We start from the raw sequence: 26298 nt of genomic DNA on the forward strand, positions 1-26298 counted from the left end.
CTACAATGTCAAAGAACTCAAAGGCCGAAGCCCCGAACCGCCCGTTCCGCGTCGCCGTCTCGTTGGCGCCGCACCCCGTCGGTGGAGGCGGGTTATAGGCCCCACTCCCAAAACTGTCAAACACCTTTTTGCAAAAAAATGACAGAAATGTCGTTACGCAAAATTTTTGCGCGAAACCATATATAGGTTTCACTTTTATGACCTGCAAGGGGAGCAAAACCCGAAAATCGGGGCCGGATCGGATTGCCATGCGCGATAATGCCGATAAGATGTTCGCGCACCACCAAGCCGAACAAAGAATCACTTGTGCCAAAAACGGCAAATAATCCGGATCAAAGCCCATGCCCCACGACAAAACAGCCCAAACATCGCAAAGTGATTCGCAAATCATGTCGACTTACCCAAGCCTTGCGCGCCCGATTGAGGTGGTCGACATGCATACCCGCGGTGAGCCGCTGCGTATTATCACATCGGGCTATCCCGATATTCCGGGCAAGGACATTCTGGCCAAGCGCCGTTATGCCAGCGACCATCTTGATCATTTGCGTCGCTTTTTGATGTTCGAGCCGCGCGGTCATTACGACATGTACGGGGCGATCCTGGTTGAGCCCAGCCTGCCGGAGGCCGACCTTGCGGTGCTGTTTATTCATAATGAAGGTTATTCGACCATGTGCGGCCATGCGATTCTGGCCCTTGGTCGCTATGCAATTGATTATGGACTGGTCAAAGCCGTCGCACCGATCACCACAGTTAATATTGAATGCCCCTGTGGGCTGGTGCGCGCCGAGGTCGAGGTCAGTGACGGCAAAACCGGCAAGGTGCGTTTTTCATCTGTGCCATCCTTTATGTTTGCCAGCGACCTTTCCTTGCAGCTTGCCGACGGAACAGGTTTTAAAACCGATATCGGCTATGGCGGGGCGTTTTATGCCATCCTTGATGCCGGGCAGTTTGGCATCGCGATTACACCCGACAATGTCAGCCGTCTGACGAAACTCGCTGACGAGATTTGCCAAGCGGTGAATGACAGCGTCACGCTATCGCATCCCGATCATGATGATCTGGCTTTTTTATATGGCGCGATCCTGACCGACGGGCGGGATCCGTATGGGGCATCCCCGACACGTAATATATGTGTGTTTGCCAAAAACCAGGTTGATCGCAGCCCAACCGGGTCCGGGGTCAGCGCCCGGCTTGCCATCCAGCATGCCAAGGGGTTAATCGCACCGGGACAGGTCCGGGTATTTGAAAGCGTGATCGGATCAAGCTTTGAAGGATCGGTTGAAGCCACAACCAACTGCGGTTCGCATCCAGCCATCATCGCCTCGGTCAAGGGCAAGGCACATTACACTGGCAAGGCCAGTTTCTGGCATGAGGCGGATGACGAGGTCGGGCGCGGCTTTATTGTCGGGTAAGCTCAACAACACAGAAACAAAAAAGGGATGCCAACAGCATCCCTTTTTGACATTCCGGATTTTGCCAGCCCTACTCACGCGCCTTGCGCAGGCATTCCATCAGGCTGTCGGCCGAGCTTTGGATATGGTTGGCGAGTAGTTCGACGGCTTCGTCGACATTGCCGGCCTTGCAAGCTTCGAAAATCTGATGATGTTCGCGTTCGGCCCGGTCGGTTGCGCCGGACAGGGCCAGCTGCGCCTGGGTAAAGCGCACCGTGTTGTTGCCGATCATGCGGACAATCTCAAGCGTCTTGGGACGGTTCGAGGCGCGATACAGGCGATCGTGGAATTCACGGTTAAGCTCCCCCCACTTGGCGACATCTCCGGAGCGGAAAGCTTCGTCATAGACCATCAGGATGTCTTCGACCGATTTGAGATCAGCCGGGGTCAGGCGCGGGACCGCGTGACGCAAAAGATCGCATTCAAGCAGCTTACGGACTTCAAACAGTTCCTCGATCTCGTCAAGCGATAGCTGCGAGACGATGGCGCCCTTGTGCGGCTGGAAGGAAACCAGCCCTTCGGCATCAAGGCGCTGCAGGGCTTCGCGGACCGGAATGCGCGAGACATTATATTCACCGGCAATGGCATCCTGCCGCAGCTGGTGACCCGCAGGGAAATCGCCCGTCAGAATGCGTGCACGAAGGTCTTCGGTCACCTGATCGGTGATGGTACGGCGGGTAAATCGCGGTGATGCGGTCATTTCAGCTCTTTTACGGTGTTATCCCGACGATACATGGCATGCCGGTCGGTCGGGTCTTTTATTCTGCCCGACAGAATTTGTCAGTTTTGCTATTCATAGCGTTGGGCCCGCCAAGTCGCAATACAATTGCATACTGTATAATCCCCCACACTTTGCCGAAATACGACGAAGGGGGCATAGAGCCCCCTTTTTATATGAAGATGTGATCAAGAACACTCTGTCCTGTTCACCCCCGTCCTATTTGACGATGAAGCCATGGGCATAAGGATCACGATCATCGATGAAGATCGTGTTGTAGCCATGCTTGCGCGCCCAGCCTTCGATGCCCGGCACGACAGCATCAAAATCGCCGACCTTGGTTTTCTCAACGACGGAAACACGGAACTGCGAGCCGATTATGCTTTCATGGACCAGTTCATCCTTGGGATCCCACTGCCCCTTGGCGACCAGTTGCGCCAAACGGGCCGATGACCCGGTGCCGCATGGCGAACGGTCAATGCCCTTATCGCCATAGAAGACCGCATTGCGATGCGTGCTGTCTGGTTGGGTCGGCTTGCCCGTCCACTGGATGTGCGACAGGCCCTTGATATCGGGATAGAGCGGATGAACGAATTCGTTTTGTTCATTCAGGCGACGGCGGAGCTCCGGGCTGATGCGCTGCAGATCCCCCGCCGAGAAATCCGCCATGTCGCGGTAGTTTTCCTGTGGCTCGACAATCGCATAGAAATTGCCGCCATAGGCAACATCGACCTTGATCGGGCCGATATCGGGGCAATCGACCTCAATGTCGGTTTTATAAAGGAAGGACGGCACATTGGTCAGCTTGACCGATTCAACGTAATCGCCGACCTGATTATATTCCGCGATCACCAGTCCGGCTGGCGTTTCAAGGCGCAGACGGCCCGGCGTTTTCGGTTTTACCAGCCCTTCCTCGATCGCCATGGTCACCGTGCCAATCGTGCCATGACCGCACATCGGCAGGCAACCGGATGTTTCGATAAACAGAACGGCAACGTCATAGTCATCGGACGTCGGATCATAAAGGATCGAGCCCGACATGACGTCATGGCCGCGCGGCTCAAACATCAGGCCGGTACGGATCCAGTCATATTCCGCCAGAAAATGCGCCCGCTTTTCGAGCATGTTGGTGCCTTTGAGCTTTGGACCACCGCCGGCAACGAGACGCACCGGGTTGCCGCAAGTATGACCGTCGACACAAAAGAAACTGCTTTTCGCCATGAGTGGGGCCTTTAGAAACCGGTGAAACCAGAAAAACGATTAATACGATACGGGGTCATGTCGACCGGGGCTTCGCCATCTGCCATCAGATCGGCAACAAGACGCCCGGTCGTCGCGCCCAGTGTCAGGCCAAGATGACCGTGACCGAATGCGAAAAACGCATTGGTGTGACGCGGGCTTTTGGAAATGACCGGCGTTGAATCCGGCATGGACGGCCGGAAGCCCATCCATTCCGTGCCGCCTTCGCCATTGAGCTTGGGCAGGACTTCCTTGCCCTTGGCAAACAGAGCTTTGGCGCGTTCATAGTTGGGTGCAGCCAGAAGGCCGCCCAATTCGACCGCACCACCAACGCGAATGCCCATTTCAAGCGGGCTTAGAACAAAGCTGTCATCAGCACAGACGATCATGCGCGACAGTTTGGCATCGTGATAGGGCACGGTGGTGTTATAGCCGCGCTCCGTATCAAGCGGGACCGGAGAGCCCAGCCGTTTGGCCAGCGTCTTTGACCAGGCACCGCAGGCGACAACCACCTGATCAAACGTGATCATCTCACCGGCATCGGTGGTGGCCGCACGGGGCTTGCCATCGCGGAACACGAAATTGGTCACATCAGCGATTTCGAATTTGCCGCCACGATCCAGGAAATGTTTGAAGATGCCGGTGGTGATTTTGAAGGGATCAAGGACATGACCCCAGTCCTCTTCCATCACGCCACAGGCAAAGATCGGTGCCAGATCGGGTTCGATATCGCGAACCTCATCACGCGTCAGATCACGGAGCTTGATACCGTTGCGCCGACGCAGATCGATAGCGTAATCAGCGGCCTTGCGCGATTCCATGCTGCGATACACAGCCATGGCGCCGTGCTTTCTAAAAACGGCATCCGCAAGACCGGCATCCTTCAGGACCGGGTCGTAATCATCCCAGGCGCGGTTTAGCAGCGTCGCCATATTGGTTGCGATCTGCTCTACCCGGGTTTTGCTACTTGCGGCCAGAAACCGTAGCAACCAGGGCATCATTTTCGGCAAATAGCCCCAACGCACCGATAGCGGCCCCAGCGGGTCCATCAGCCAGCCCGGCACATTCATCAGCATCCCGGGCATCGCGACCGGTGCACATTCAGACACCGCAATGCCGCCCGCATTGCCAAAGGACGCCCCCATGCCCGGTTCGCCGCGATCAAGGATCGTGACGTCATAGCCCTTATCCAGCAGAGCCAAACCAACATTGACTCCGACAATACCGGCACCAATCACAACAACCTTTTTGGCATCAGACGTGTGAGATGAACTTGCGGCTTTGGCTGGCGTCATTTTGGGGCCTCACGATTTGGGATATGTGGCGCTTGGTTTTCTAACCCACGGGCATATCGCAGGAAACTCCCCCGCGACATGCGCGGAAGAGCCTACTGTTTCATCAAATACAGTGCCAGTGCAATCATGGTGTTGTACAATATGCACCATGATTGCAAAGCACAGCCCTTAGAGTGACGGGCGGGTATCGATGGCTTTCTGGATGGTGGCCTTGATGGTTTCAAGTTCTTCACCAACCAGCGGCAGACGCGGTGCACGAACGTGCGGTTTGCCAACGCCGGTCATTTCCTGGGCCAGCTTGATGTACTGAACCAGTTTGGCATGCACATCCATGTGCAGAACCGGGGTGAACCAGCGATAGATTTTAAGCGCTTCGGTGTATTTGCCCTCCGAAAGCAGCTTCCAGAGTGCAACCGATTCTTTCGGGAAGGCATCGGTGAAGCCCGAAATCCAGCCAACCGCACCCAGAACCTGCGTTTCCATGACAAGGTCATCCATGCCGCAAAACAGCACGAAACGATCACCGCAGGCGTTGTAGATGTCGGTAATACGGCGCGGGTCGCCCGAGCTTTCCTTGATCGCGACAAGGTTCTCGACATCGGCAAGCTGGTTGAACTCATCGGGCTTGATATCGATGCGATAGGCACCCGGGTTGTTATAGATCATGATCGGCAGCTTGGTCGCAGCCGCGACAGTGCGGAAATGTTCGATATTCTCGCGCGGGTCGGCGGTATACACCATGCCCGGCAGCAGCATCAAGCCATCGGCACCGAGCTTTTCACATTCCTGGACATAGCGGATGGCCGAACGGGTGGAACTTTCAGCGACACCGGACAGGACCGGGATACGGCCTTTGGTGACTTCGACAGCCAGTTTCAGGACGGCAATTTTTTCTTCGGGATCAAGGGCGGTATTTTCACCAACCGAGCCCAGCATGACCAAGCCATCAACACCGGCGGTGATCAGGTCTTCGATCTGTTTGGCGGTCATATCGAAATCGATTGAACCGTCTTCGTTCATCTGGGTGGCAACGGCGGGGAAAACGCCAGTCCAGTTTACCTGCATGGAAAAGTAACCTCCTGATATGGCGCAGCGATGGGGCCGCACCTCTAAGCCTGAAAGCCCTGATAATCTTGGGCTGCGTTCAATTCATGTATATTGTATACAAAATTAAAAATCACGATGCAACGGGATTTTTTCTCAAGTTTAATTCCGCAGCAAAATCCACAAGTAACGACGATGAATTTACGAGACCGACTTCCGTTCTGACACCACCTCCGGAGATACATAAACGTGTGCGTCAATCATCATCGACAATAACGCGTCGACCAATTGGCACCACATATGATTTAATCATACTCACCATTTTCAACCCATTAGCGTCGAGGGCGATGATGACGGAGATGAAGGCCCTATTGCGTTTTTCTCGCGCGCGTAAACTTGCGCTGTCCGTCTGCCCTGTTCCAGAACCTGGCAGGAATGCCGTCCTTGTTAAAACGCATTACTCCGTCATCAGCCCCGGCACCGAATTCACTCAAGCACGAGAAGCCCGCGCCAACCTTTTACAAAAGGCATGGCAACGGCCGGATCTGGTTGCGTTGACCCTGCGCCATCTGAAATCCGAAGGATTGCGTCGCACACTGACACGTGTCGATCATCGACTTCGGCGACCGATGCCGATGGGGTATTGCGCCATGGGTCAGGTTGAAGTTACGGGCTCGAATGTTTCAGATCTCAAAGCCGGTCAACGGGTCGCCATTGCCGGCATGGGGCAGGCCAATCATGCCGAGTGGAACCGGGTTTCGGTAAACCTTGCTTGCCCGGTGCCGGATTTGGTGTCGGATCAGCATGCAGCTTTTGCGACACTTTATGCCTTGGCCTTACATGCGCTTCGGCAGGGAGAAACATCGATTGGCGATCAGGTTGCCATCATCGGCGCGGGGCTGATTGGGCAGTTGGTTGCGGAAACATCCTGTGCGGCGGGTGCTCTGGTGACGGTAATCGAGCCAGATCCGATGCGGCGGGAGCTTGCTGAGAGAAACGAACGTTTGCGCTGTTTTGCAGCAACCAAGGATGCGCCAGAAGACCACTTTGACAGTGTCTATATTTGTGCTCCGGGCAAGGGAGCACATCGTTTGATAGATAATGCAGCCAGGCTCTGTCGGGATCGCGGGACAATCGTTTGTGTCGGCGATGTCGCGCCGCTTGGTGCGCGCAAGGCACTTTATGAAAAGGAAATCACCATTCGTCAGGTGCGTTCCTATGGACCGGGACGTTATGACCCGAACTATGAAGAGCGGGGTGAGGATTATCCGCTGGGTCATGTGCGATGGACGATCAAACGTAACATGGAGGCCGCCCTTGATTTGATGGCCGGCAGACGGCTTGACCCAACACCACTTATCACGTCCGAGATTGGTTTTGAGGATATCGCGGATCATTTCGTGAAGGGGCCTGATCCTTCGCAACTGGCGACGCTGGTGCGATACCGACAAACAGAAGGAGTGCCCCAAACGCCCCCTGCTCTGTCGGAGCGAAAAGCAGCACTGGCAAGTGCCCCTGTCCGGATCGGACTGATCGGCGTGGGCAACTATCTGGGCGGCAGTTTGCTGCCCCTCTTGCAAAAGCACCTCGCAGCCCAAATCGCCTCGTGCTGCTCGCAAAGCGGATTGGCAGCGGTTGCGCTCGCCAAAAAGATCGCCGGGGTGCGCATGTGTGGCGGGGCCGACGAACTACTTGCGGATCCGGGTGTAAACAGCGTTATCATCGCGACCCGCCATGACAGTCATGCCGAGTTGGCCGCCAAGGCGCTTGCCGCCCGCAAGCATGTCTGGCTGGAAAAGCCGATGGCGGTTGACCAAGCCGGGCTGGAATTACTGCGGGACGCTATTGGGACTTCACCACAGCGTATCTTTATGGTCGGACATAATCGCCGGTATGCACCGGTGGCGGAGAAGCTGCGGAAAACCTTACCGGCAGGCGCGAAACAATTCCGTTATCGGGTGCGGATCAGTCCCCTTCCCAAGGGTCACTGGCTGTATCAGTCAGATCAAGGCGGGCGCACGATTGGCGAGATCAGTCATTTTATTGATTTGATCATAAGCCTGATCAACAGCGAGCTGGTCGAGCTTACCTGTCATTGGATAAATCGCACGGCTGGCGACAGCATCTGGCACATGCGGTTTGCCGATGGGTCGGTTGGCGAAGTGAGTTACCTTCAGGGCAACCGGCGTGATCCCAAGGAAGTGCTTGAGATTGATGCGCCCAATTTCACCGCAACGCTGTTTGACTGGAAAAATCTTCGCATCAATGGCCGGACTATCCAGCGACACTGGCTCAGGCAAGACAAAGGTCAGGCCGCCGCGATAGATGCGTTTGTTAGTGCCATTGCGATTGGCGAGCAAACTGCCCTGACGCCGAGGATCGAAGAAGAAATCGACGTGATGGCGCGCATTCTGACAGCGGCGAACACGGCTACCGATCAAGCACCAAATTAATGCGGTCCGGCGTAAAGGATCAGAAGTGGCAGGGTGAGCATACTGATGATGGTGGTCAGCAAGATCGTGGTCGATGACCGGTCGATACAGACATTATAGCTGCCCGCGACAATCGCGACATTGGCACCACTTGGCAGTGCCGCGACCAGTGTCACGATCATCAACCACAGCGGCGGCAGATCAAAAATGAAATGCCCGACCGAGAAAACCAGAAGCGGCTGAACAAACATCTTGGCAGTGGTGCAGAGCAAGCTGGCACTGAGGTTACCGCGCACCGACTGGCCATAAAGACCGGCACCGACCAGCAAAAGTGCAATGGTCGGCCCTGCTGTGCGGAACCGTTCAAGCGTACCATCGACCATTTCCGGCATGCGGATTTCAAAAAGCGACGCCAGAACACCCAGCACAATCGCCGCAATGATCGGGTTTCTTGCCACGCGTGCGATGCTGCGGAACACATTTGACAACCAATGCCCATCGCCACCGCGACTGCCCTCGACGATCATGATGGTCATGCCCATCAGGGTCACCGGATGGATCGAAAGCACGATCAGAAGCGGCACAAGCCCCTCTTCGCCATAGACAGCCTGCACCAGCGGAATACCCAGCAAAACGATGTTGGAAAACACCCCGCCCATGGCGGTGACGGCGGCCTCATCGGTCTTGGCACTGAGCCACATACGCGCGGCAACAAACACAAATGCGAAGTTCAACAGCACGCCTGAGTAATAGCTACCCCACAGGCGCAAATCGAAATGCGCACTGATGTCAGATTGCGACAGGGTTTGAAACAGCATCGCCGGGATAAAGGCATTCATGGCGAGCTTGGCCAGAAACGGAATGCCTTCGCGCTTGATGATCTTGATATGAGTAAGCAGGAAACCGCACAGGATCGTCAAAAAGACAGGTCCAACTTTTCCGACGATCAGATCAAGCATGGTTCCCCCAAGGCAACAATGGGCAAGGATGCACAGCACTGCGCAACAGATCGGGAAAACCGCGTCGATCACGCAAAAAGAAAGGACAGCATCATTGACGCTGTCTGTAGGGTCAGGACCTTCCAATTTGGTTTGAATGGTCGCTCAGATTTGTGCGGATACGCGGAGCAAAAGAGCCGGAAGATGCATATCTTTCAAGCTTTTGCGACAAAGCAGCCCGTGCAAATCTGAGTGATCCGAAGGACAGAGCTTATATTTGCAAACTCCCGCGTCAAACCCCTTAAGCGGGATACCAACCCGCTTGGCGGAATTTTCCTTGGATTTCACAAATATAAGCTCTGCCATTCCAATCAAATTGGAAGGTCCTGACCCTGAATAGTACAAATCATTTTGCTGACTTACCAGCCCCGCAGCGTAAATCGAGCGGCAAGGCTGCCATGCGTATCAGTCACTTGGGTCAGTCACCCGGCGAAGTCTGCACCCGTTTGACCGCATCTTTCCAGCCATCAAGCAGCCCCTTGCGGCGGCCCGGTTCGATGTCGGGCTCGAAGCTGGCATCAAGGTGCCAGTTCTCGGCAATATGATCGAGATCGCGGTAAATACCGGCCTGCAACCCGGCAAGGTAAGCAGCCCCCAATGCCGTGGTTTCGGTAACTTCCGGGCGTTCGACAGAAATCCCCAGAACGTCTGAAAGCATCTGACACATCCAGTCATTGGCAACCATGCCGCCATCAACGCGCACGGCCTTGGGCGATACGCCATCAGCCGCCATGGCTTCGAACAGATCAAATGTCTGATAGCAAACGCTTTCAAGGGCGGCGCGGACAAACTCGCGCGGACCGGTATCACGCGTCAGACCGAAAATCGCCCCGCGTGCATCCGGGTCCCAATAAGGCGCGCCAAGCCCGGTAAAGGCCGGCACCAGATAAACCCCGTGATTGCCATCAAGGGATTTGGCCAGTCCTTCGGTCTCGGCTGCTGACTTGATGATGCCAAGCCCGTCACGCAGCCATTGCACAGCGGCGCCCGCCACAAAGATCGCCCCTTCGATGGCATAGCTTGTCTTGCCATTGATGCGATAACCGACTGTTGTCAGAAGCCGATGTTTGGAGGTCACGGCCTCATCCCCGGTATTAAGGATGACAAAGCAGCCGGTGCCATAGGTGCTTTTGATATCCCCCGGCTCAAAGCAGCACTGGCCAAAGGCCGCTGCCTGCTGATCGCCTGCCATACCGAGAACCGGGATTTCAGCACCAAACAGATCCGCATCGGTCACACCGAAATCAGCCGCACAATCCTTGACCTCGGGCAGCATATTGCGCGGAACACGGAAGATGTCGCAAAGCGCATCATCCCAAGCGTTTTCGCGGATGTTAAACAGGTTGGTGCGCGCTGCATTGGTCGCATCAGTCGCGTGTGATTTCCCACCGGTCAGACGCCACAACAGGAAGCTGTCAACCGTGCCAAAGGCCAGATCGCCCTGCTCGGCCCGGGCACGTGCGCCCGAGACATGATCAAGAATCCAGGCAACCTTGGTTGCCGAGAAATAAGGATCGATCAGAAGACCCGACTTGGCATTGACCGCGTCTTCAAGCTTGGGATCGCGCTTTTTAAGATCATGACACAGGGCGGCAGTCCGGCGGTCCTGCCAGACAATCGCGTTATAGATCGCCTTATCGGTCTTGCGATCCCAGACAACGGTGGTTTCGCGCTGGTTGGTGATACCGATCGCCGCGACCTTGGTAATATCAACGCGCGCCAACGCCTCCTTGCAGACAGCAACGACTGTGTTCCACAAATCTTCCGGGTCATGTTCGACCCAGCCACTATTGGGGAAATGTTGCGGAAATTCCTGCTGGGCGACGGAAACCGAGCGGCCGTTTTCATCAAAGACAATAGCGCGTGAGCTTGTCGTTCCCTGATCAATGGCAAGGATATAGCGCGTTTCTGACATGTTTGTTTTCCTCCCGAGCCGGCAGGTTTCCTGCGATCCGACCCTGCATGCATTGATGCGTTGCGGCCCGTCCATATGACGGTGCCATTGGTTTTATCGCTCTATTTAGAAAAAAATTGCGACAAAAAACAATTCGTTTTCGAAAATTTTTCCACGCACATCCCACAGACCACTGTTTTACCACGAAAAATCAGAGCTGATTTTAACAGCGATCCGGACGGCAAAATTAACCGCCCCGATCGCGGCACATCATTTGCAACGAAAACGGGAGAATGAAGTTCAACCGGCATCTTTTTCCCATGGAGGGTTGTGATGGGATTGTATGAAACCCTGTCTGCTGTCACCAACACCGCGCAAAGCGCCAAAAGTGCGGCCAGTTTCCGTCAGACCATTTCATCAAGCAGCGTCCCGCTTCCCGAAGAAAAGAAGGAAGAAAATGCCGAGCTGGCCTATATCCGCGAGCACGGCTTTACGACCTATGTAAAGGAGATCGAGGAACGCAAGATCGAAGAAATGCGCGCCAAGATCCTCAAAAGCATGGGGCTGGATGAAGAAAGCCTTGCCGAAATGGATGCCGAAGATCGCCAGGCCATCGAAAAGGCCATTGCGGATGCTATCGAGCAACGCTTGAACGGCAACACCCTTGCCGAGGCCGAACTTGGTAAAGGCGCGAAAGGCGATGAAACCGCTGATGAACGCCGGGATCGCCTGCAGGCCAAGATCGCCTTTAACCCGAACATGTTTGATGTTTTCACAGAGCTGCAATCTGAGTTGCCTGCCGGTTCAAGCCAATCCATTCTTGGCGATGACGACACTTCCCCCAAGTCTGAGAAAAGATAGCTGAGCCTTCTGCCAATGCCGCATACAGGTACGTGTGCCAGGCGGTGCAAACTCGCTTCATGTCCCGGCCAAACTCGACAACAGATTGATTTCGTGCAAGAAAACAACCTCAAGTTACAGTAAGAGGTTATTGATGCGCGCCGCTATTTTACTTGTCTCCCTTGCCTTGGCAGGTCCTGTCCATGCGCAGGGTGTAACGCCCGGAAGCATTCCTTCGTCAGATGTCGCACCGTTGGCGGACGGGGGCTTTGTCAAAGCCATAGACACCCTGCCGGAGATGGTTGAAACCGTCATGGCACGCAGTGGCGTCCCCGGAATGGCTGTTGCCATTGTTAAGGACGGCAAGGTTGTCTTCCGCCAGGGGTTTGGCGTGCGCGACATCCGCGATCCAAAACCTGTTACCCCTGAAACTGTTTTTCAAGTAGCGTCGGTTTCGAAATCGGTCAGTGCTTCGGTTGCGGCCGTTGCTGTGACTAACGGGCTGGTAAGCTGGGACGATCCGGTTGGTCATCATCTAGCCGGATTTGAGCTGTCTGACCCGTTTGTCAGTACGCATGCAACGCTGGGAGATTTTTTCGCGCACCGTTCCGGCCTTCCCTTTGCGGCAGGTGATGATCTCGAGGATATCGGATACGACCGACAGCAGATCATTTCGCGCTTGAAATATCTGCCTTTGGATCCTTTCCGCATTAGCTATCACTATGCCAATTTTGGATTGACTGTTGGTGCCGAAGCCATCGCCGAAGCAGCCGGCATGAAGTGGGCCGATTTCGCAGAGAAGGCGCTGTTTGAACCTGTTGGCATGGATGCAACCAGCTATCGGTACTCCGATGCAATGGCGGCAGAAAACCGCGCAGTGCTACATGCCTATGAAGATGGGAAATTCGTAGCCCTTTATGACCGTAATGCCGATGCACAAAGCCCGGCGGGTGGTCTTTCTTCGACAGTCGATGATCTGGCGAAATGGATGACCCTGCTGCTGTCCGACGGGAAGTGGCACGACAAACAACTGATCGCGTCAGCGGCCTTGGCGCCTGCTATCCGACCGCAAATCACCAGTGCCCCCGGTGCAACCCAAAATGATCGTAGCGGCGCTTATGGATATGGCTTTAACGTGGGCACAACCGCGTCGGGGCGACCGATCCGAAACCATTCCGGCGGCTTCATCAAGGGTGCGGGCACCCATTTCAAGCTTCTGACTGATGCCGGGATCGGCATTGTCGTAGTGTCAAACGGCGCCCCGATCGGTGCAAGCGAAGCAATTGCCAGCCAGTTCATGGATGTCGTTCAATTTGGCGAAACAACGCGCGACTGGTTCGCCGGGTATTCGGCAATGATGAGCCCGATGTTTGCCCCGGTTGGCGATCTGGTTGGAAAACCCGCACCGCAAAACCCCGTTCCTGCCGCAGAAGCCGGAATTTACACGGGGCGCTTCGAAAACGATTACTTCGGCGCTGCTGAAATCGTTCAAACCCAAGATGGGTTGGAGCTGCATCTCGGCCCAAAGCCGATGGAGATGAAATTAAGTCATTGGGACGGGCATACATTTTCGATCGCCCCGCTTGGGGAGAACCAGCCGAAAGGATCCCTGTCATCGGTAACGTTTGCTGTCGAAAATAATCGGGCTACGGCCGTGCGGATAGAATATCTCGATGATGCCAAACAGGGCACCTGGCGGCGCTAGATATCACTTCCCAGTCGACTTTAATTGTGTCGAACCCAGACGCAAAAAGGGCGCTGCAATCTGCAGCGCCCTTTCTCAATTCTGTTAGGTCGTTGTGACGATTATTCGTCAACGCCACCGATGCAGACATATTTGACTTCGAGGTAATCCTCGACACCGTATTTGGAGCCTTCACGACCGACACCGGACTGCTTGAAGCCGCCAAACGGTGCAACCTCGGTCGCCATGACGCCAACATTGACGCCGACCAGACCGCTTTCAAGGCCCTCGGCCAGCTTCCAGATACGCGAGATGTCGCGTGCGTAGAAGTAGGACGCGAGACCAAATTCGGAATCATTGGCCATTTCGAGGACTTCATCATCGGTCTTGAACCGGATCAGCGGTGCCATCGGGCCAAAGGTTTCCTCGCGGAAGACCAGCATGTCGCGGTTGGCATCGGCAATCACGGTCGGCTGGAAGAACGAACCGCCCTTTTCATGACGTTTGCCACCGGTAAGGATCCGGCCCCCTTTGGAAAGAGCATCCGCAATCTGGTTTTCGACCTTCTCGACCGCCTTTTCGGTAATCAGCGGGCCGATAATCACGCCATCTTCGGCGCCATTGCCAACCGGCATTTCGGCGACCTTGGCTGCGTATTTTTCGGCAAACTCGTCATAGACCGCGTCATGGACAAACAGACGGTTGGCACAAACACAGGTCTGACCGGCATTGCGGTATTTCGAGGCAATTGCGCCTTCAACAGCCGCATCAATGTCGGCATCTTCGCAAACGATGAACGGCGCGTTGCCGCCAAGCTCAAGACTGATTTTCTTGACCGTATCGGCACACTGACGCATCAGCAAACGGCCAACCGGGGTGGATCCGGTAAAGGTGAGCTTGCGGACCTTGGCATTTTCAGTCATCTCCGCGCCAATTTCCTTGGCATCACCGGTAACGATTGAAAGCAAACCTTTTGGCAGGCCCGCACGTTCAGCCAGGATCGCCATGGCGAGGGCCGAATACGGGGTTTCCATTGCCGGCTTGACCACCATCGCACAGCCAACGGCCAGTGCCGGGGCAGCTTTGCGGGTGATCATGGCGGTCGGGAAGTTCCACGGCGTGATCGCCGCACAAACGCCGACGGGTTCTTTCAGAACCATCACACGGCGGCCTTCGGCATAGGTCGGGATCACATCGCCATAGATGCGTTTACCTTCTTCGGCGAACCACTGCAGGAAGCTTGAAGCATAGGCGATCTCGCCCTTGGCTTCAGGAAGCGGCTTGCCCTGTTCGGCGGTCATCAGCGCGCCAAGGTCGTCCTGATTTTCCATCATCAGGTCGTACCATTTCATCAGAATGGCAGAGCGTTCCTTGGCGGTGCGTTTCTTCCAGGCCTTTTGCGCCTTTTCGGCGACGTCAACGGCATGGGCAACCGCGTCACGGCCAAGCACGGGAACCGTGCCAAGCACTTCGCCGGTTGCCGGGTTGGTGACCTGTTCGGTTTTCCCGTCTGGGGCATCGACCCATTCCCCGCCGACATAGGCCTGCTGGGTGAAAAGACTGGGGTCTTTAAGCGAAATCATTTGAGTGCCTCCGGAAAGCATTATTGGGAGCGACATGATCGAACACTGGTCCTTATCTAGTCTGCTCCGTGGTGGATGCCACATCTTTGCGAGATATTTCCCCAATAGCAATCGCAAACCGGGGTCATCACTGCCTTTGCCATAAGATTGCATGCAACCACGCCGCATCGCCGGAAATTAGAAGAAACTGCGACGTTTAATTAAAAAGCGGGAACAACCATCGCTGTTCCCGCCCCAATGTCGAATTTGGATGTCTCGCCAGACACCTGACGAAAGCCTAGTTCGAAAGCGATCCGAAATAGCCCGGCTGATAGTCAATAGGCAAAAACCGGTCATGGAGTTGTTTGAAGGTTTCATCGGGATCCAGATCGGCAAACAGATCGGGATGGAACCATTTGGCCATCTGCTGAATGGCGACAAACTGATAGGGGCTGTTGTAAAACTGGTGCCAGACCGCGTGGAATGCTTTGGTTTTTTGCGCCTGAATGCCCAGATAGGCCGGACGTGTCGGATAGAATTTAAGTTTCTCGATCACCTGTTTCGGATCAGCACCGGGCCCAACCGGCACCCAATTCCCGCCTGGCACATAAACATCCCACATCGCACTGGTGACGATGACATGGGCCGGGTTTGAGACAATCACCTGCTCTGCATTGATCTGGCCAAACGTTCCTGGGATAAAGTCCTTGGCGATGTTATCGCCACCGGCGAGCTCCACCATCGCACCGAAATTGCTGTCGCCAAATGAATGGCAGCAATCCTCATAGAACCCGCCCGCCCGGTCGATAAAGACCTTCGGACGGTCCGGTTTTGCATCTGCCAGACGATTGGTGACTTTGGCGATCTCGGCTGCTCGGAACGCAACAAATTCCTCGGCGCGTTCCTCGCGGCCAAACAGCTTGCCGAACAGGCGAATGGATGGCTCGGTATTGATTTCCGGGCTATTGCGGAAATCAACATAGACCACCGGAATATCGAGTGCGCCAAGCTTTTCGATATAGGCGGCCTCTTCCACCGCGCGCTTGGTTTCAAGATTGAGGAACACGATATCGGGCTTTTGCGCAATCGTGGTTTCGATATCGATCAGGCTTTGCTCAAGCCCCTCGAAGGCCGGGATATCGCCAAAGGCCGGGAATTTTTCAAGATAGGCCTGATAGGTTGCCGGGTCGGCCTCAATCAGATCCTTGCGCCAGCCAACAATGCGCGCCGTCGGGTTCTCACGATCAAGGGCAGCAATGATGTAAAGCTGGCGCCCTTCGCCAAGGATCGCGCGCTTGATCGGCACATTGACCGTGACGTCACGCCCGGCAATGTCGGTTACGGTGATGGCTTCGGCCTGTGCCGTGTTGTGCACGACCAGCCCCAACACCATTATGGCCAGCGTATGAAACAGTTTTCTCATTATCAGCTTACTCCCCAGATACGTCGGTCGGGTTTGCCGAGCGAAAGGTGTTTGCCCGCGTGATTGCGGTCAGCACCAGACCGACGAAATAGACAAAACCAACCAGAAAATAGATGTTTGAAAGTCCGGATCCTTGCGCAAACCAGCCGCCCAACGCGATCCCGGCAATTGATGAAAATTGTGCTGTGCCTTGCGCCAGCCCCAGCAGATGCCCCTGACGATGATCATCGGCACTGCGCGACAGCAATGCGGTCAGAACCGGCGTTGTCGCACCAAGCAGCATTCCCCAAAGGAGATACATCGCGGCAAAGACAATGACTGATCCGGTCAGTCCGGCAGTCACGGTGACGACGATGCAGCCCGCAATCACCAGACACATCCGGCCCAGAACATCCCACGCAGCCCGCCCTTCGAAATAGCGCGCCCAAAGCGATGCAGTTGCGACAAAGCCCATCGCCAAAAGGCCGTAACAAAGCCCGACCACCCAGTTGCCAACGTCAAAGGTGCTCAGCACATAAATCGAAAACGGCGACTGCGTCACCATCCGCCCCAGCAACAAGACGCCAATAATCATCAGCAAGGATATGACCTGTGGTGATCGCAGAATGCTCGGCTTGGTATCAGGTATGTCACCTGTCATAGGTCGTTCCGGAATGGCGACAGTCGGAAGTAATACCCAAACTGAAATCATGCAGAACACACACAGGATGGCAGCCGAAAAGTTGATCCAGAAGAAGCTGGCGAGATCAAGGATCACGCCCCCAATCAACGCCCCGCCAAGCGAGCCGACATTGGTTGATACCTGCAGATAGGCAAACAGTTTCGCCCGGCGTGCGGGGCTTTCGATGCTGACCCCATAGGCCTGAGCCGGCGCGATATACCCCGCACACGCACCTTGCAAAAACCGCAGGATCAGGATCGAGAAGACATCACCGGCATAGGCCAAGGCAAACTGGGTTACGGCCAAGCCAAACAGGGCGCGCATCATCATCGCCCTGTGCCCGAACCGATCACCCATCCGCCCCCAGAAGGTGCTGGTCAACATAATGCCCAGCATCGGTCCGACATAGACGCCGATGCTGGCAAACGTGAACAGATCATCTGAACTGGTAAGCGAACGCAGATGAACGGGCCAGAACGGCCCGCTCATTTCCATTGTGCCCATGGATACCAGTTGCAGGGCAAACAGGAGATGGATTTTCCTGTTTGCCCCGATCACATCGGCAGTCACATCAGAAGTCCGCCGTCAGCGACAGCAATGCGGTGCGCGGTGCGCGGTGCGCCGAGTGAAAGCAGACTGTAGTCATTTACACCCGACCAGTATTTTTCGTTTGTGACGTTCTGAACCGTTGCACGTACCGTCAAAGGCGTTCCATACAATTCAGTTTTATAACGTGCACCGAGATCAAGTGTGGTCCACTCAGGAATACCCTGCGCATTTTTTGTATCTACGAACTGCTCAGAAGTATGAGTAATCGTACTGCTCAGCGTCAGACCATCAACAAACGGGGTATCCCACTCACCGACAAGATTGATCTGCATTTCCGGCGTACCGACCGGACGTTTACCCTTATTGGCAGGAATAACAGCCTTGGTGACTTCGGAATCGAGGAACATCACCCCACCCAGCAGGCGAATATCACTGGTGACCTCACCAAACACATTGAACTCAATCCCGCGGTTCCGCTGTTCATTATCTGCGCGACGCACGTTGGTGTCAGGATCAGTGTCAGAAGAGGGCTTCGTAATCTGGAAGGCCGAAACGGACCCACCGATCGTTCCGAAATCAAGTTTAATGCCAGTTTCAATTTGCTTGGCAACAAACGGCTCAAGCGCCTGACCCTCGTTGGCGGTTCCGGATGGTGCAGTCCCCCCAGAGTTTAAGCCTTCGATATAGTTGGCATAAACAGAAACAGTTTCAGTCGGCTTGACAACAATCCCGGCCATCGGGGTGATGACACTGTCTTCATAGCTAGTGGAGAGCACACCGGTACTATAGTTATCAACCTCAATGGTTTGATGACGGGTACCAATCGTGAACAAAACCTGCTCGTCCCAGAACGACATTGTGTCGGCCAATGCGTATCCAGTGAGTTTCGTATCTGAGAGTTTGGGGCGGCCATTTGTGTCATCGAAAGCGACAGGTGCTGCGTACTGTATGTTGTATATATTTCCGCTTGGCGACGTCGAACCTGCAACAGGGTTTCCAGTTCCACGACTTACAGAATCTTGATAATGGGAGGCTTCGAAAGTGACGTTGTGCATTACGTCGAGAGTTTCGAACTCTCCGCGAACACCACCACTGGTCGACCAGCGGTCTGTTAAAAAGCGGCGATAGGTCAAACCGCTTTCGGAATAGTCGCCTGCCGAATTCTGAAGGATCGGCGTCCCGAACACACGGTCCAGTTCGGTACGTCCACCGCCAAAGGAGCCGAACACCGTTACATTATCAAGCGCATCATATTCCGCCTTGACCATACCGGAACGATCAACTGCATCGGACCATTCCCATTCTTGGATCGGGTTTGTCGATCCATCAGGCGCATCAGGAACAGCAAAAGTCGCGGTGCTGTTTATGAAAAACTCTCGTGCTGGCGCATCCAGATTTTCACGCTGATCAATCAGGTCGACAGAAGCCCGGAATTTATCGCCTTTGTAGTCCAGGGCCAAAGCCGCCAATGATCTTTCACGCGTTTGATGATCAAGGAAAGTATCACCATCGTGGTATCCGCCATTGAAGCGCACACCGAATTCATCATCCGCACCAAAGCGGCGGCTGAAATCAACATTTCCGCCAGCTTGTTCTCCACGTCCATAATCAAGACTGACGCGATTAAGGTCTTCATCACCTGCACGCTTGGGCATAATATTGATCGCCCCGCCGACAGCGCCGGTGGGTGACATCCCGTTCAGCAATGCGTTCGGGCCTTTGATGACTTCAATACGCTCTGCGAGAGCAGAATCGACACGAAAGGTCGGGGCAACCCCATACGCCCCATTAAAGCCGACCTCACCAGCATTAGCGAGGTTCACGCCAAACCCTCGAATTTGATAGGTATCAAGATTTGATGTTTCGGCATTTGGTGCCCGAACCGACGGGTCATATTGCAAGACATCGGCGATGGTTTCGGCTTGCTGATCGGCGATATATTCGCTGGTGTAGCTGGTAATGCTGACGGGCGCATCCATGATGTCGGCATTGCCCAGCATGCCCAACCGCCCGCCGGTCGCAACTTGCCCACCGGCATAAGCCGTTGGAAGGTCAGATTGTGCGCCAGTGGCTTCGACGATCACCGGATCGGTGACCATTTCGCCGCTGGCATTCTCCTGTGCGCTGGCATCTGTGATGATCAGCGACCGGTTCCCCACCGCGCGATAGGACAAGTCCGTCCCGCGAATGAGCATGTCAATCGCCGCCGGAACAGAGAAATCCCCACGAATTTCACGCGCGCCGTCAATTGCCGGGAGTTCAACCGTGTAGGCGATGCTCCAGCCGGAAATATCCCCGATCCGGCTGATACCCTCTGCGAGGGATGTTACGCTAAGATCAAAGCTGTAAAGCGCCTGTGCGATTTCGACCTGATTGCCCGACAGGTTTTGCTTATTGGTTTCTGCGGCCATCAAACCGGTCGGCAGACCGATTGTGGTCGTCATCAATAACGCCGAGATCAGGATATTCTTTTTTGATTTTGCCTGCTTGGAATACAAATTCCCACTCCATTCCATGATTGGTTTTTCAGGCAGGTCCCCCTGCACCTAGAAAAACAAACGAGCGGGAAAAAGAACTCCTCACATCAGGATCAACTTTTTTGCGAATTTTTCGCAATCTTAATAAACAACGGTTAACCAGGGTGAAGTTCGAACAACCGTCCCATCGACCGCAAACGCAAGCGTTTCAAGCGATCTGGCGACATCATCTGTCGGGAAACTGCCCGAAACCGTTTTGTTTCCGATGTCACCCAAAACCATCAAACGACCCGGCGCAAAGTTATCAAGGCGCGCAATCAAATCATCCAGAGGGATGTTCTGCACACTAAGGCGTCCGTTCATCCAGCTTTGAACGGAGGCGATATCCACCGCCTGGCGTGGCATAAGGTTCCCACCGGACACCGCGACCACATCGCCCGGCCCCAGCATGACACTGTCTTTCTGATGCTGTGTGGATACCCGGACCGCGCCCTCTTCAACGCCGACCTGCGTATCCTCGGTCAGGAAATCAATATTAAAGCGCGTCCCGACCACTTCGACCGTTGCCGGCCCGGCTTGAACCCGGAAGCTGTCGCCATCGCGATGCACGACATCAAAAAATGCCTGCCCGCGCAAAAGTTCGATCTCGCGATGGCCATCATCGAAATCGGTGGTCATGGCACTGTTGGCGGCCAGAAAGACGGTTGATCCATCGGGCAATCTGATTTCGCTCACCGTCTTGGTATCGGTAACAATATCGGCCTGAAGATTGTCGAGCGCATCGGGATTAAGAAAAACGCCCACAGCAATTGCCGCTGCCACCGCACTACATGAAACCACTGTCCGAAGCGGGGAAAACCAATCCATCGCCCGGCGCCAAACCGACATCTGACCGGCATGCGACGCGACAAGTCGACTTGCCGGTTCTTCGACCTGCGCCCACAGAACCCGCATCTGATCATATGCAAGCCGATTGCCGGTATCGGCATTCAGCCAGACGTCAAATTCCTGTTCCTGCGCAGCCGTCAACGAACCACCCGCACGTTTCACGTGCCAAAGGGCAGCCTCGTCCTTTTGTGCATCGGTTGGTCTAGCGTCGACTTGCATTGGCCTATTGTCGGTCCATACGGTACGGGTCGTAAAAGCGGTCGTGATAACAGCCTGTAACTGTTATGCGATTTCTATAACTAATAAACGGCTGAGAACCAAATATCCTCACGCCCCTTGGGTCAAACATTTCAATCTGTATCGCGATAGTCTTCCAATCGTTGCTGGCAATGACGCATCGTGCGCGCGAGTTGCTTCTCCACTGCGCTGACGGATATGCCGTATTTCTTTGCCAGTTTTGCGTTCGAAACACCTTCTACCCGGTGCAGTACAAACATCTCGCGCGCCTTGGGTGAAAGTTCGAACAACGCCCGATCAAGTGCGGAAAGAGCCTGACGCGACTGGGCATGTTCCTGTGGGGAAGATGTTTCTTTCTGCCACAACTGGACGGGCAGGATCCGGCTCATCAAACCGGTGCGCCCCGCCGTGCTGCGATGATGATCAATGACGGCATTGCGCACCGACGCATAGAGAACCTTGACGTTTTCCTCGTCTGATCCGTGATCCCCGGAAAGCAGTAATCTGGCATAGACATCCTGAACAATCTCGTCGGCCGTTTCACGATCACCGATACGACGATTGGCCATCGTGACCAGTTGCCGACGATGATCCTCAAACAGTTTCGAGAGCGTGTTCTGCCAGGGCTTCATATTCAGATAATACCGAGATCGCTTGGTCCCCTTGGCCATGCTGCACCTTCGGGTCACAAAATGGCCGGGACGCGGAACCTAACAACAATGATAATCATTTTCAATTGCAAAACGCTGATCGATATCGGGCATCACCGGTTTCCGCGTTCAGAGCGGTCATTTTTTCAGTTTCAACCGATTCCAGAGGTTTTCCTGCCCTGACTGCAAACGAAACAAACACCGATTTGCTCAAGCCTCGAACGCGGAACTGATCAATATCCCAACGATTACAATCTGTTACGATTCTGGAAATCAGTTTCGCTAATGAAAATTTCAACCTGCAATAATTTTCGCTTGCAATTATTTTGGGGCGTTCGTAACGTTTGTGAAAGAACAGAACGGCAGTTGAGAACAGCTGTCACAAATAAGAGCAATTGGGGAGGAATCGGTTGCTCACTCCAGAAACATATGACATCGCCATCATTGGCGGTGGGATCAATGGCACGGGCATTGCGCGTGACGCGTCGGGGCGTGGGCTAAGCGTTTATCTTTGCGAAAAGGATGACCTTGCCAGCGCGACCTCGTCAGCAAGCACGAAGCTGATCCATGGTGGCCTGCGGTATCTTGAACATTATGAATTCCGCCTTGTGCGTGAGGCATTGATCGAGCGCGAAGTACTGCTGCGCGCTGCCCCGCACATCATCTGGCCGCTTCGTTTTGTCCTGCCACATGTCAAGGGCCTGCGCCCGGCTTGGATGATCCGGCTTGGGTTATTCCTGTATGACCATCTTGGCGGTCGCGAGAAGCTTCCCGGGTCCGAGGGCATCAAACTTGCCACCCACCCGGCCGGCGCACCGCTGGTCAAGGGCATGGAAAAGGCGTTTGTCTATTCCGATTGCTGGGTTCAGGATGCGCGGCTTGTGGTGCTAAATGCCATGGATGCACGTGATCGCGGTGCGGTCATTGAAACCCGCACCGAATGCGTCTCGGCCAAGCGCGAAGACGGTCTTTGGACCGTAACCCTGCGGAATGTCGCAGACGGATCGGAAAAGACCATCAAGGCCAAATCACTGGTCAATGCCGCCGGTCCCTGGTGTGCCGAACTGCTTGAAAGCCGGGTTGAAGCCAAAAAGAAACAGGGCATTCGCATGGTTCAGGGCAGCCACATCGTGGTGCCAAAACTGTTTGACCATGAGTTCTGCTATATCTTCCAGAACCCGGACGGGCGGATTGTCTTTGCCATCCCCTATGAGCAGGACTTCACCCTGATCGGCACGACGGACCGTGATTACAAGGGCGATCCGGCCAAGGTCGCGATTAGTGCTGATGAAACCAAATATCTCTGCGAACTTGCCAATACCTATTTCGAAAAGAAAATCACCACCGATGATGTTGTCTGGGCCTATTCCGGGGTTCGCCCGCTTTATGGCGATGGCAGCGAAGACGCATCTCAGGTGACACGCGATTATGTTCTGGAAATTGACCGGGGTGACAGTGCCGATGATGGTGCGCCGCTTCTAAACATTTATGGCGGCAAGATCACCACCTATCGCAAGCTGGCTGAATCCGCGATGAGCAAGCTGTGCCCGCTGCTTGGCCGCGATGACACACGGTGGACCGCGCACAAACCGCTTCCGGGTGGCGATATCCCCGATGCGGATTTCGAGCGGTATCTTACCGCGATGCACAAGAAGTTTCCCTGGATTCCGGACGCACAAATCTACCGCTACGTGCAAAACTACGGCACACTCACCCATCAGATCATTGGGAACGCCAACGATCTGAAAGGGCTTGGAAAGCACTTGGGTGACGACGTATATGAGTGCGAATTGCGCTATCTGGTGGATCAGGAATGGGCCAGAACGGCCGATGATATTTTGTGGCGCCGCTCCAAACTGGGGCTGCACCTTTCGGATGAGACGCGTAATGCCATTGTCCAATGGTTCAAAACCGAACCGACATCGAAAAACACCGTGAAAGCGGGCGAAGGAAATACTGGAAAATGACCCTTACGCTTGAAAACATAACCAAGACCGTGGGTGGGGAGACCCATATCGACGATGTGTCGATGACGCTCGAACCGGGATCGTTCAACGTCCTGCTTGGGCGGACACTTGCCGGCAAGACCACCCTGATGCGGATCATGGCCGGGCTTGAGCCCCCAACCAAGGGCCGCATTCTGGTTGATAATGCCGATGTGACCGGCATGGCCGTGCAGAAACGCAATGTCGCCATGGTCTATCAGCAGTTCATCAACTATCCGTCGATGACGGTCTTTGACAATATCGCATCCCCGCTGAAGCTTCAGCGTGTCGATAAGGCCGAGATTGACAAGCGCGTGCGTTCCACCGCGGAACTCATGCATATCGAACATCTGCTTGATCGCCTGCCGCAGGAACTTTCCGGTGGTCAGCAGCAGCGTACCGCCATGGCACGCGCTATGGTCAAGGATTGCAAGTTGCTGCTGCTTGATGAGCCGCTGGTCAACCTTGACTACAAGCTGCGCGAAGAACTCCGCGAAGAGATCCCGAACCTTCTGGCCGAACGAGACACCATTGTTGTCTATGCCACGACCGAACCGATGGAAGCGCTGCTTCTGGGCGGTAAATGTGCGGTGATGCATGAAGGCCGGATGACCCAGTTTGGTCCGACGACACAGGTTTATCACAACCCGGCCTCGGTCGAGACGGGCCTGATCTTTTCCGATCCGCCAATCAACCTGGTCGAAGCCGAAGTTCGCGATGGCGCGATCTTTATGAAAAGCGGCCATCAGGTCCCGCTTGCAGGCCATCTGGCAAATCTCGCCAATGGCCAATACACCCTTGGCATCCGCGCCAACCATCTGTCGGTTGATCCGACCGGTGATGACACGGTCGCAATGCAGGGTCAGGTCGAACTGGCCGAAATCACCGGTTCGGAAACTTTTGTCCACGTGCATTTCAATGACGTGTCCTGGGTAATCCAGGAAGAAGGTGTTCACAACCCGCGCCTTGGCGAAGCCACCCAGTTCTATGTCGATCCGACACGCCTGTTTGCCTTTGATGCGAACGGTGCGCTCGTGGCCGCCCCGCCGGTCGAAATCACCAACGGCAAAGCGGCGTGAGGAAGAGTAAGTAAAATGGCACGTATTGATCTTAAAAGCCTTGCGCATAGCTACTTCCCCGATCCGAAAACGGACGAGGATTATGCGCTGCGTCGGATGGAACATGTTTGGGAAGATGGCGGCGCCTATGCCCTTCTGGGCCCGTCGGGCTGCGGCAAGACCACTTTGCTCAACATCATTTCAGGCCTTCTGACCCCGTCCCATGGGCAGGTCCTGTTTGATGGCAAGGATGTCACCAATCTGGCGCCCGAAGAACGCAACATCGCACAGGTTTTCCAGTTCCCGGTGATCTATGACACCATGACGGTCTATGACAACCTGGCCTTCCCGCTGCGGAACCGCGGTGTCGATGAAAAGCGCGTTGACGCCCGTGTGCGCGAAATCGCCGGCATGCTGGATCTGACTGGCAAGCTCAAGCAAAAGGCACGCGGGCTTGGTGCGGATGAAAAACAGACGATCTCGCTTGGGCGCGGTCTGGTGCGTGACGATGTCTCGGCCATTCTGTTTGACGAACCGCTGACCGTGATTGACCCGCATCTGAAATGGGTTCTGCGTCGCAAGCTCAAGGAAATTCACAACAAGCTGCGCCCGACCATGGTTTACGTTACCCATGACCAGGTCGAAGCACTTACCTTTGCTGACAAGGTCGTTGTCATGTATGGCGGCAAGGTCGTACAGCTGGGAACCCCGCAGGAACTGTTTGAAAATCCGGCGCATACCTTTGTCGGCTACTTCATCGGAAGCCCGGGCATGAACATCATGGATTGCAAAATCGATGATGGCGCGGCCTGGGTTGATGGGCAGCGTATCGGTCTTTCCGACCGTCACCTTGAGGCGATATCTAAACAGAGCGGCAAGATCGAACTGGGCATTCGCCCCGAATTCCTGACCCTTGAAACCGGCAATGCCGACAAGGGCGCAGACGGGATCGAAGTCAACATCACCAAGGTCGAGGACCTTGGCCAGTTCAAGATCGCGACCACCCGCTTTGGCGCATCTGAAATCAAGGTCAAGCTTGGCGAAGACGAACAGGTGATCGGCCAGTCCGGCATTCTGCGTTTCGCACCGGAATGGACCAAGCTTTACGCCGACAGTCAGTTGGTCGCGTAAGGGGGGATGAGGAAATGAACAAGATTACCAACAACAAGGCCTGGTTCCTCGTCCTGCCAGTGTTCTTTATCGTTGCCATCAG

20 protein-coding genes are annotated in these 26298 nt (G+C 54.8%); 7 read left to right on the forward strand and 13 right to left on the reverse strand.

The window, feature by feature from the left end; translation table 11 throughout:
* Positions 1-391: hypothetical protein (locus CMO10_RS11685; RefSeq protein ID WP_297022217.1), on the reverse strand; the 391-nt coding region annotated here is incomplete at its 3' end.
* On the opposite strand from CMO10_RS11685, the gene CMO10_RS11690 reads away from it, so the two are divergent.
* A complete protein-coding gene (locus CMO10_RS11690; protein ID WP_297022220.1) occupies positions 390-1412 on the forward strand; it encodes a proline racemase family protein in 1023 nt (340 codons plus the stop codon). The two genes, CMO10_RS11685 and CMO10_RS11690, sit on opposite strands and share 2 nt — an antisense overlap.
* A 70-nt stretch (positions 1413-1482) precedes the next feature.
* On the opposite strand, the gene CMO10_RS11695 is transcribed toward CMO10_RS11690, so the two are convergent.
* The 4 genes from CMO10_RS11695 to CMO10_RS11710 all read right to left on the reverse strand — a co-directional run bounded on the left by CMO10_RS11695 (position 1483) and on the right by CMO10_RS11710 (position 5768).
* Entirely contained in the window at positions 1483-2151 is a 669-nt protein-coding gene (locus tag CMO10_RS11695; protein WP_044829306.1) for a GntR family transcriptional regulator, read from the reverse strand.
* Positions 2152-2388: 237 nt separating this feature from the next.
* Positions 2389-3390 carry a 4-hydroxyproline epimerase gene (locus CMO10_RS11700; protein ID WP_297022223.1) on the reverse strand — a complete coding sequence of 334 codons (1002 nt, stop codon included), beginning with the start codon at positions 3388-3390 and terminating at the stop codon, positions 2389-2391.
* Positions 3391-3401: 11 nt separating this feature from the next.
* Positions 3402-4703: an NAD(P)/FAD-dependent oxidoreductase gene (locus CMO10_RS11705; protein WP_297022226.1), complete on the reverse strand. Its 1302-nt coding sequence runs from the start codon at positions 4701-4703 to the stop codon at positions 3402-3404.
* 168 nt (positions 4704-4871) lie between these two features.
* Complete coding sequence (locus CMO10_RS11710) at positions 4872-5768, reverse strand: dihydrodipicolinate synthase family protein (RefSeq protein ID WP_297022228.1); 897 nt, start codon at positions 5766-5768, stop codon at positions 4872-4874.
* A gap of 86 nt (positions 5769-5854) precedes the next feature.
* Between CMO10_RS11710 and CMO10_RS11715 the strand changes: the two genes are divergently transcribed.
* Positions 5855-8200, forward strand: a complete 2346-nt coding sequence (locus tag CMO10_RS11715; RefSeq protein WP_297022230.1) for a bi-domain-containing oxidoreductase — start codon at positions 5855-5857, stop codon at positions 8198-8200.
* On the opposite strand, the gene CMO10_RS11720 is transcribed toward CMO10_RS11715, so the two are convergent.
* Together CMO10_RS11720 and glpK are read right to left on the reverse strand one after the other, a co-directional pair.
* Positions 8197-9138, reverse strand: coding sequence for an AEC family transporter (locus CMO10_RS11720; protein WP_297022232.1), 942 nt, complete (start codon positions 9136-9138; stop codon positions 8197-8199). The two genes, CMO10_RS11715 and CMO10_RS11720, sit on opposite strands and share 4 nt — an antisense overlap.
* 457 nt (positions 9139-9595) lie before the next feature.
* A complete protein-coding gene (gene glpK / locus CMO10_RS11725; protein WP_297022235.1) occupies positions 9596-11092 on the reverse strand; it encodes a glycerol kinase GlpK in 1497 nt (498 codons plus the stop codon).
* A gap of 312 nt (positions 11093-11404) precedes the next feature.
* Between glpK and CMO10_RS11730 the strand changes: the two genes are divergently transcribed.
* Positions 11405-11932 (forward strand): hypothetical protein, encoded by a 528-nt coding sequence (locus tag CMO10_RS11730; protein WP_297022238.1) that lies wholly within the window; start codon positions 11405-11407, stop codon positions 11930-11932.
* 133 nt (positions 11933-12065) lie between these two features.
* Positions 12066-13616, forward strand: coding sequence for a serine hydrolase (locus CMO10_RS11735; RefSeq protein WP_297022240.1), 1551 nt, complete (start codon positions 12066-12068; stop codon positions 13614-13616).
* 101 nt (positions 13617-13717) lie between these two features.
* On the opposite strand, the gene CMO10_RS11740 is transcribed toward CMO10_RS11735, so the two are convergent.
* From CMO10_RS11740 to CMO10_RS11765, 6 genes are all read right to left on the reverse strand, one after another.
* Positions 13718-15178 carry an NAD-dependent succinate-semialdehyde dehydrogenase gene (locus CMO10_RS11740; protein WP_297022242.1) on the reverse strand — a complete coding sequence of 487 codons (1461 nt, stop codon included), beginning with the start codon at positions 15176-15178 and terminating at the stop codon, positions 13718-13720.
* Between the two features lie 277 nt (positions 15179-15455).
* On the reverse strand, positions 15456-16580 hold the full coding sequence (locus CMO10_RS11745) for an ABC transporter substrate-binding protein (RefSeq protein ID WP_297022244.1): 1125 nt from the start codon (positions 16578-16580) through the stop codon (positions 15456-15458).
* A 7-nt stretch (positions 16581-16587) separates the two neighbouring features.
* The gene (locus CMO10_RS11750) at positions 16588-17811 is read right to left on the reverse strand and encodes an MFS transporter (RefSeq protein ID WP_297022247.1); all 1224 of its coding nucleotides are present in this window, start codon (positions 17809-17811) and stop codon (positions 16588-16590) included.
* Positions 17808-20234: a TonB-dependent receptor gene (locus CMO10_RS11755; RefSeq protein WP_297022250.1), complete on the reverse strand. Its 2427-nt coding sequence runs from the start codon at positions 20232-20234 to the stop codon at positions 17808-17810. The genes CMO10_RS11750 and CMO10_RS11755 overlap by 4 nt, the downstream gene beginning before the upstream one ends.
* Positions 20235-20408: 174 nt before the next feature.
* Entirely contained in the window at positions 20409-21374 is a 966-nt protein-coding gene (locus CMO10_RS11760) for a FecR family protein (RefSeq protein ID WP_297022253.1), read from the reverse strand.
* A gap of 131 nt (positions 21375-21505) precedes the next feature.
* On the reverse strand, positions 21506-22063 hold the full coding sequence (locus CMO10_RS11765; protein WP_297022255.1) for an RNA polymerase sigma factor: 558 nt from the start codon (positions 22061-22063) through the stop codon (positions 21506-21508).
* Between the two features lie 389 nt (positions 22064-22452).
* On the opposite strand from CMO10_RS11765, the gene glpD reads away from it, so the two are divergent.
* From glpD to CMO10_RS11780, 3 genes are read left to right on the forward strand one after another with little or no spacing between them, the layout of a single operon-like run.
* Positions 22453-24009: a glycerol-3-phosphate dehydrogenase gene (gene glpD, locus CMO10_RS11770; RefSeq protein ID WP_297022258.1), complete on the forward strand. Its 1557-nt coding sequence runs from the start codon at positions 22453-22455 to the stop codon at positions 24007-24009.
* Positions 24006-25106, forward strand: coding sequence for an ABC transporter ATP-binding protein (locus CMO10_RS11775; protein ID WP_297022261.1), 1101 nt, complete (start codon positions 24006-24008; stop codon positions 25104-25106). Before glpD ends, CMO10_RS11775 begins: the two co-directional genes overlap by 4 nt.
* Before the next feature lie 15 nt (positions 25107-25121).
* Positions 25122-26216: an ABC transporter ATP-binding protein gene (locus CMO10_RS11780; protein WP_297022264.1), complete on the forward strand. Its 1095-nt coding sequence runs from the start codon at positions 25122-25124 to the stop codon at positions 26214-26216.
* The last annotated feature ends 82 nt before the right edge of the window (positions 26217-26298 follow it).

It is taken from the genome of Thalassospira sp. (genome assembly GCF_002709775.1).
GTDB lineage: Bacteria > Pseudomonadota > Alphaproteobacteria > Rhodospirillales > Thalassospiraceae > Thalassospira.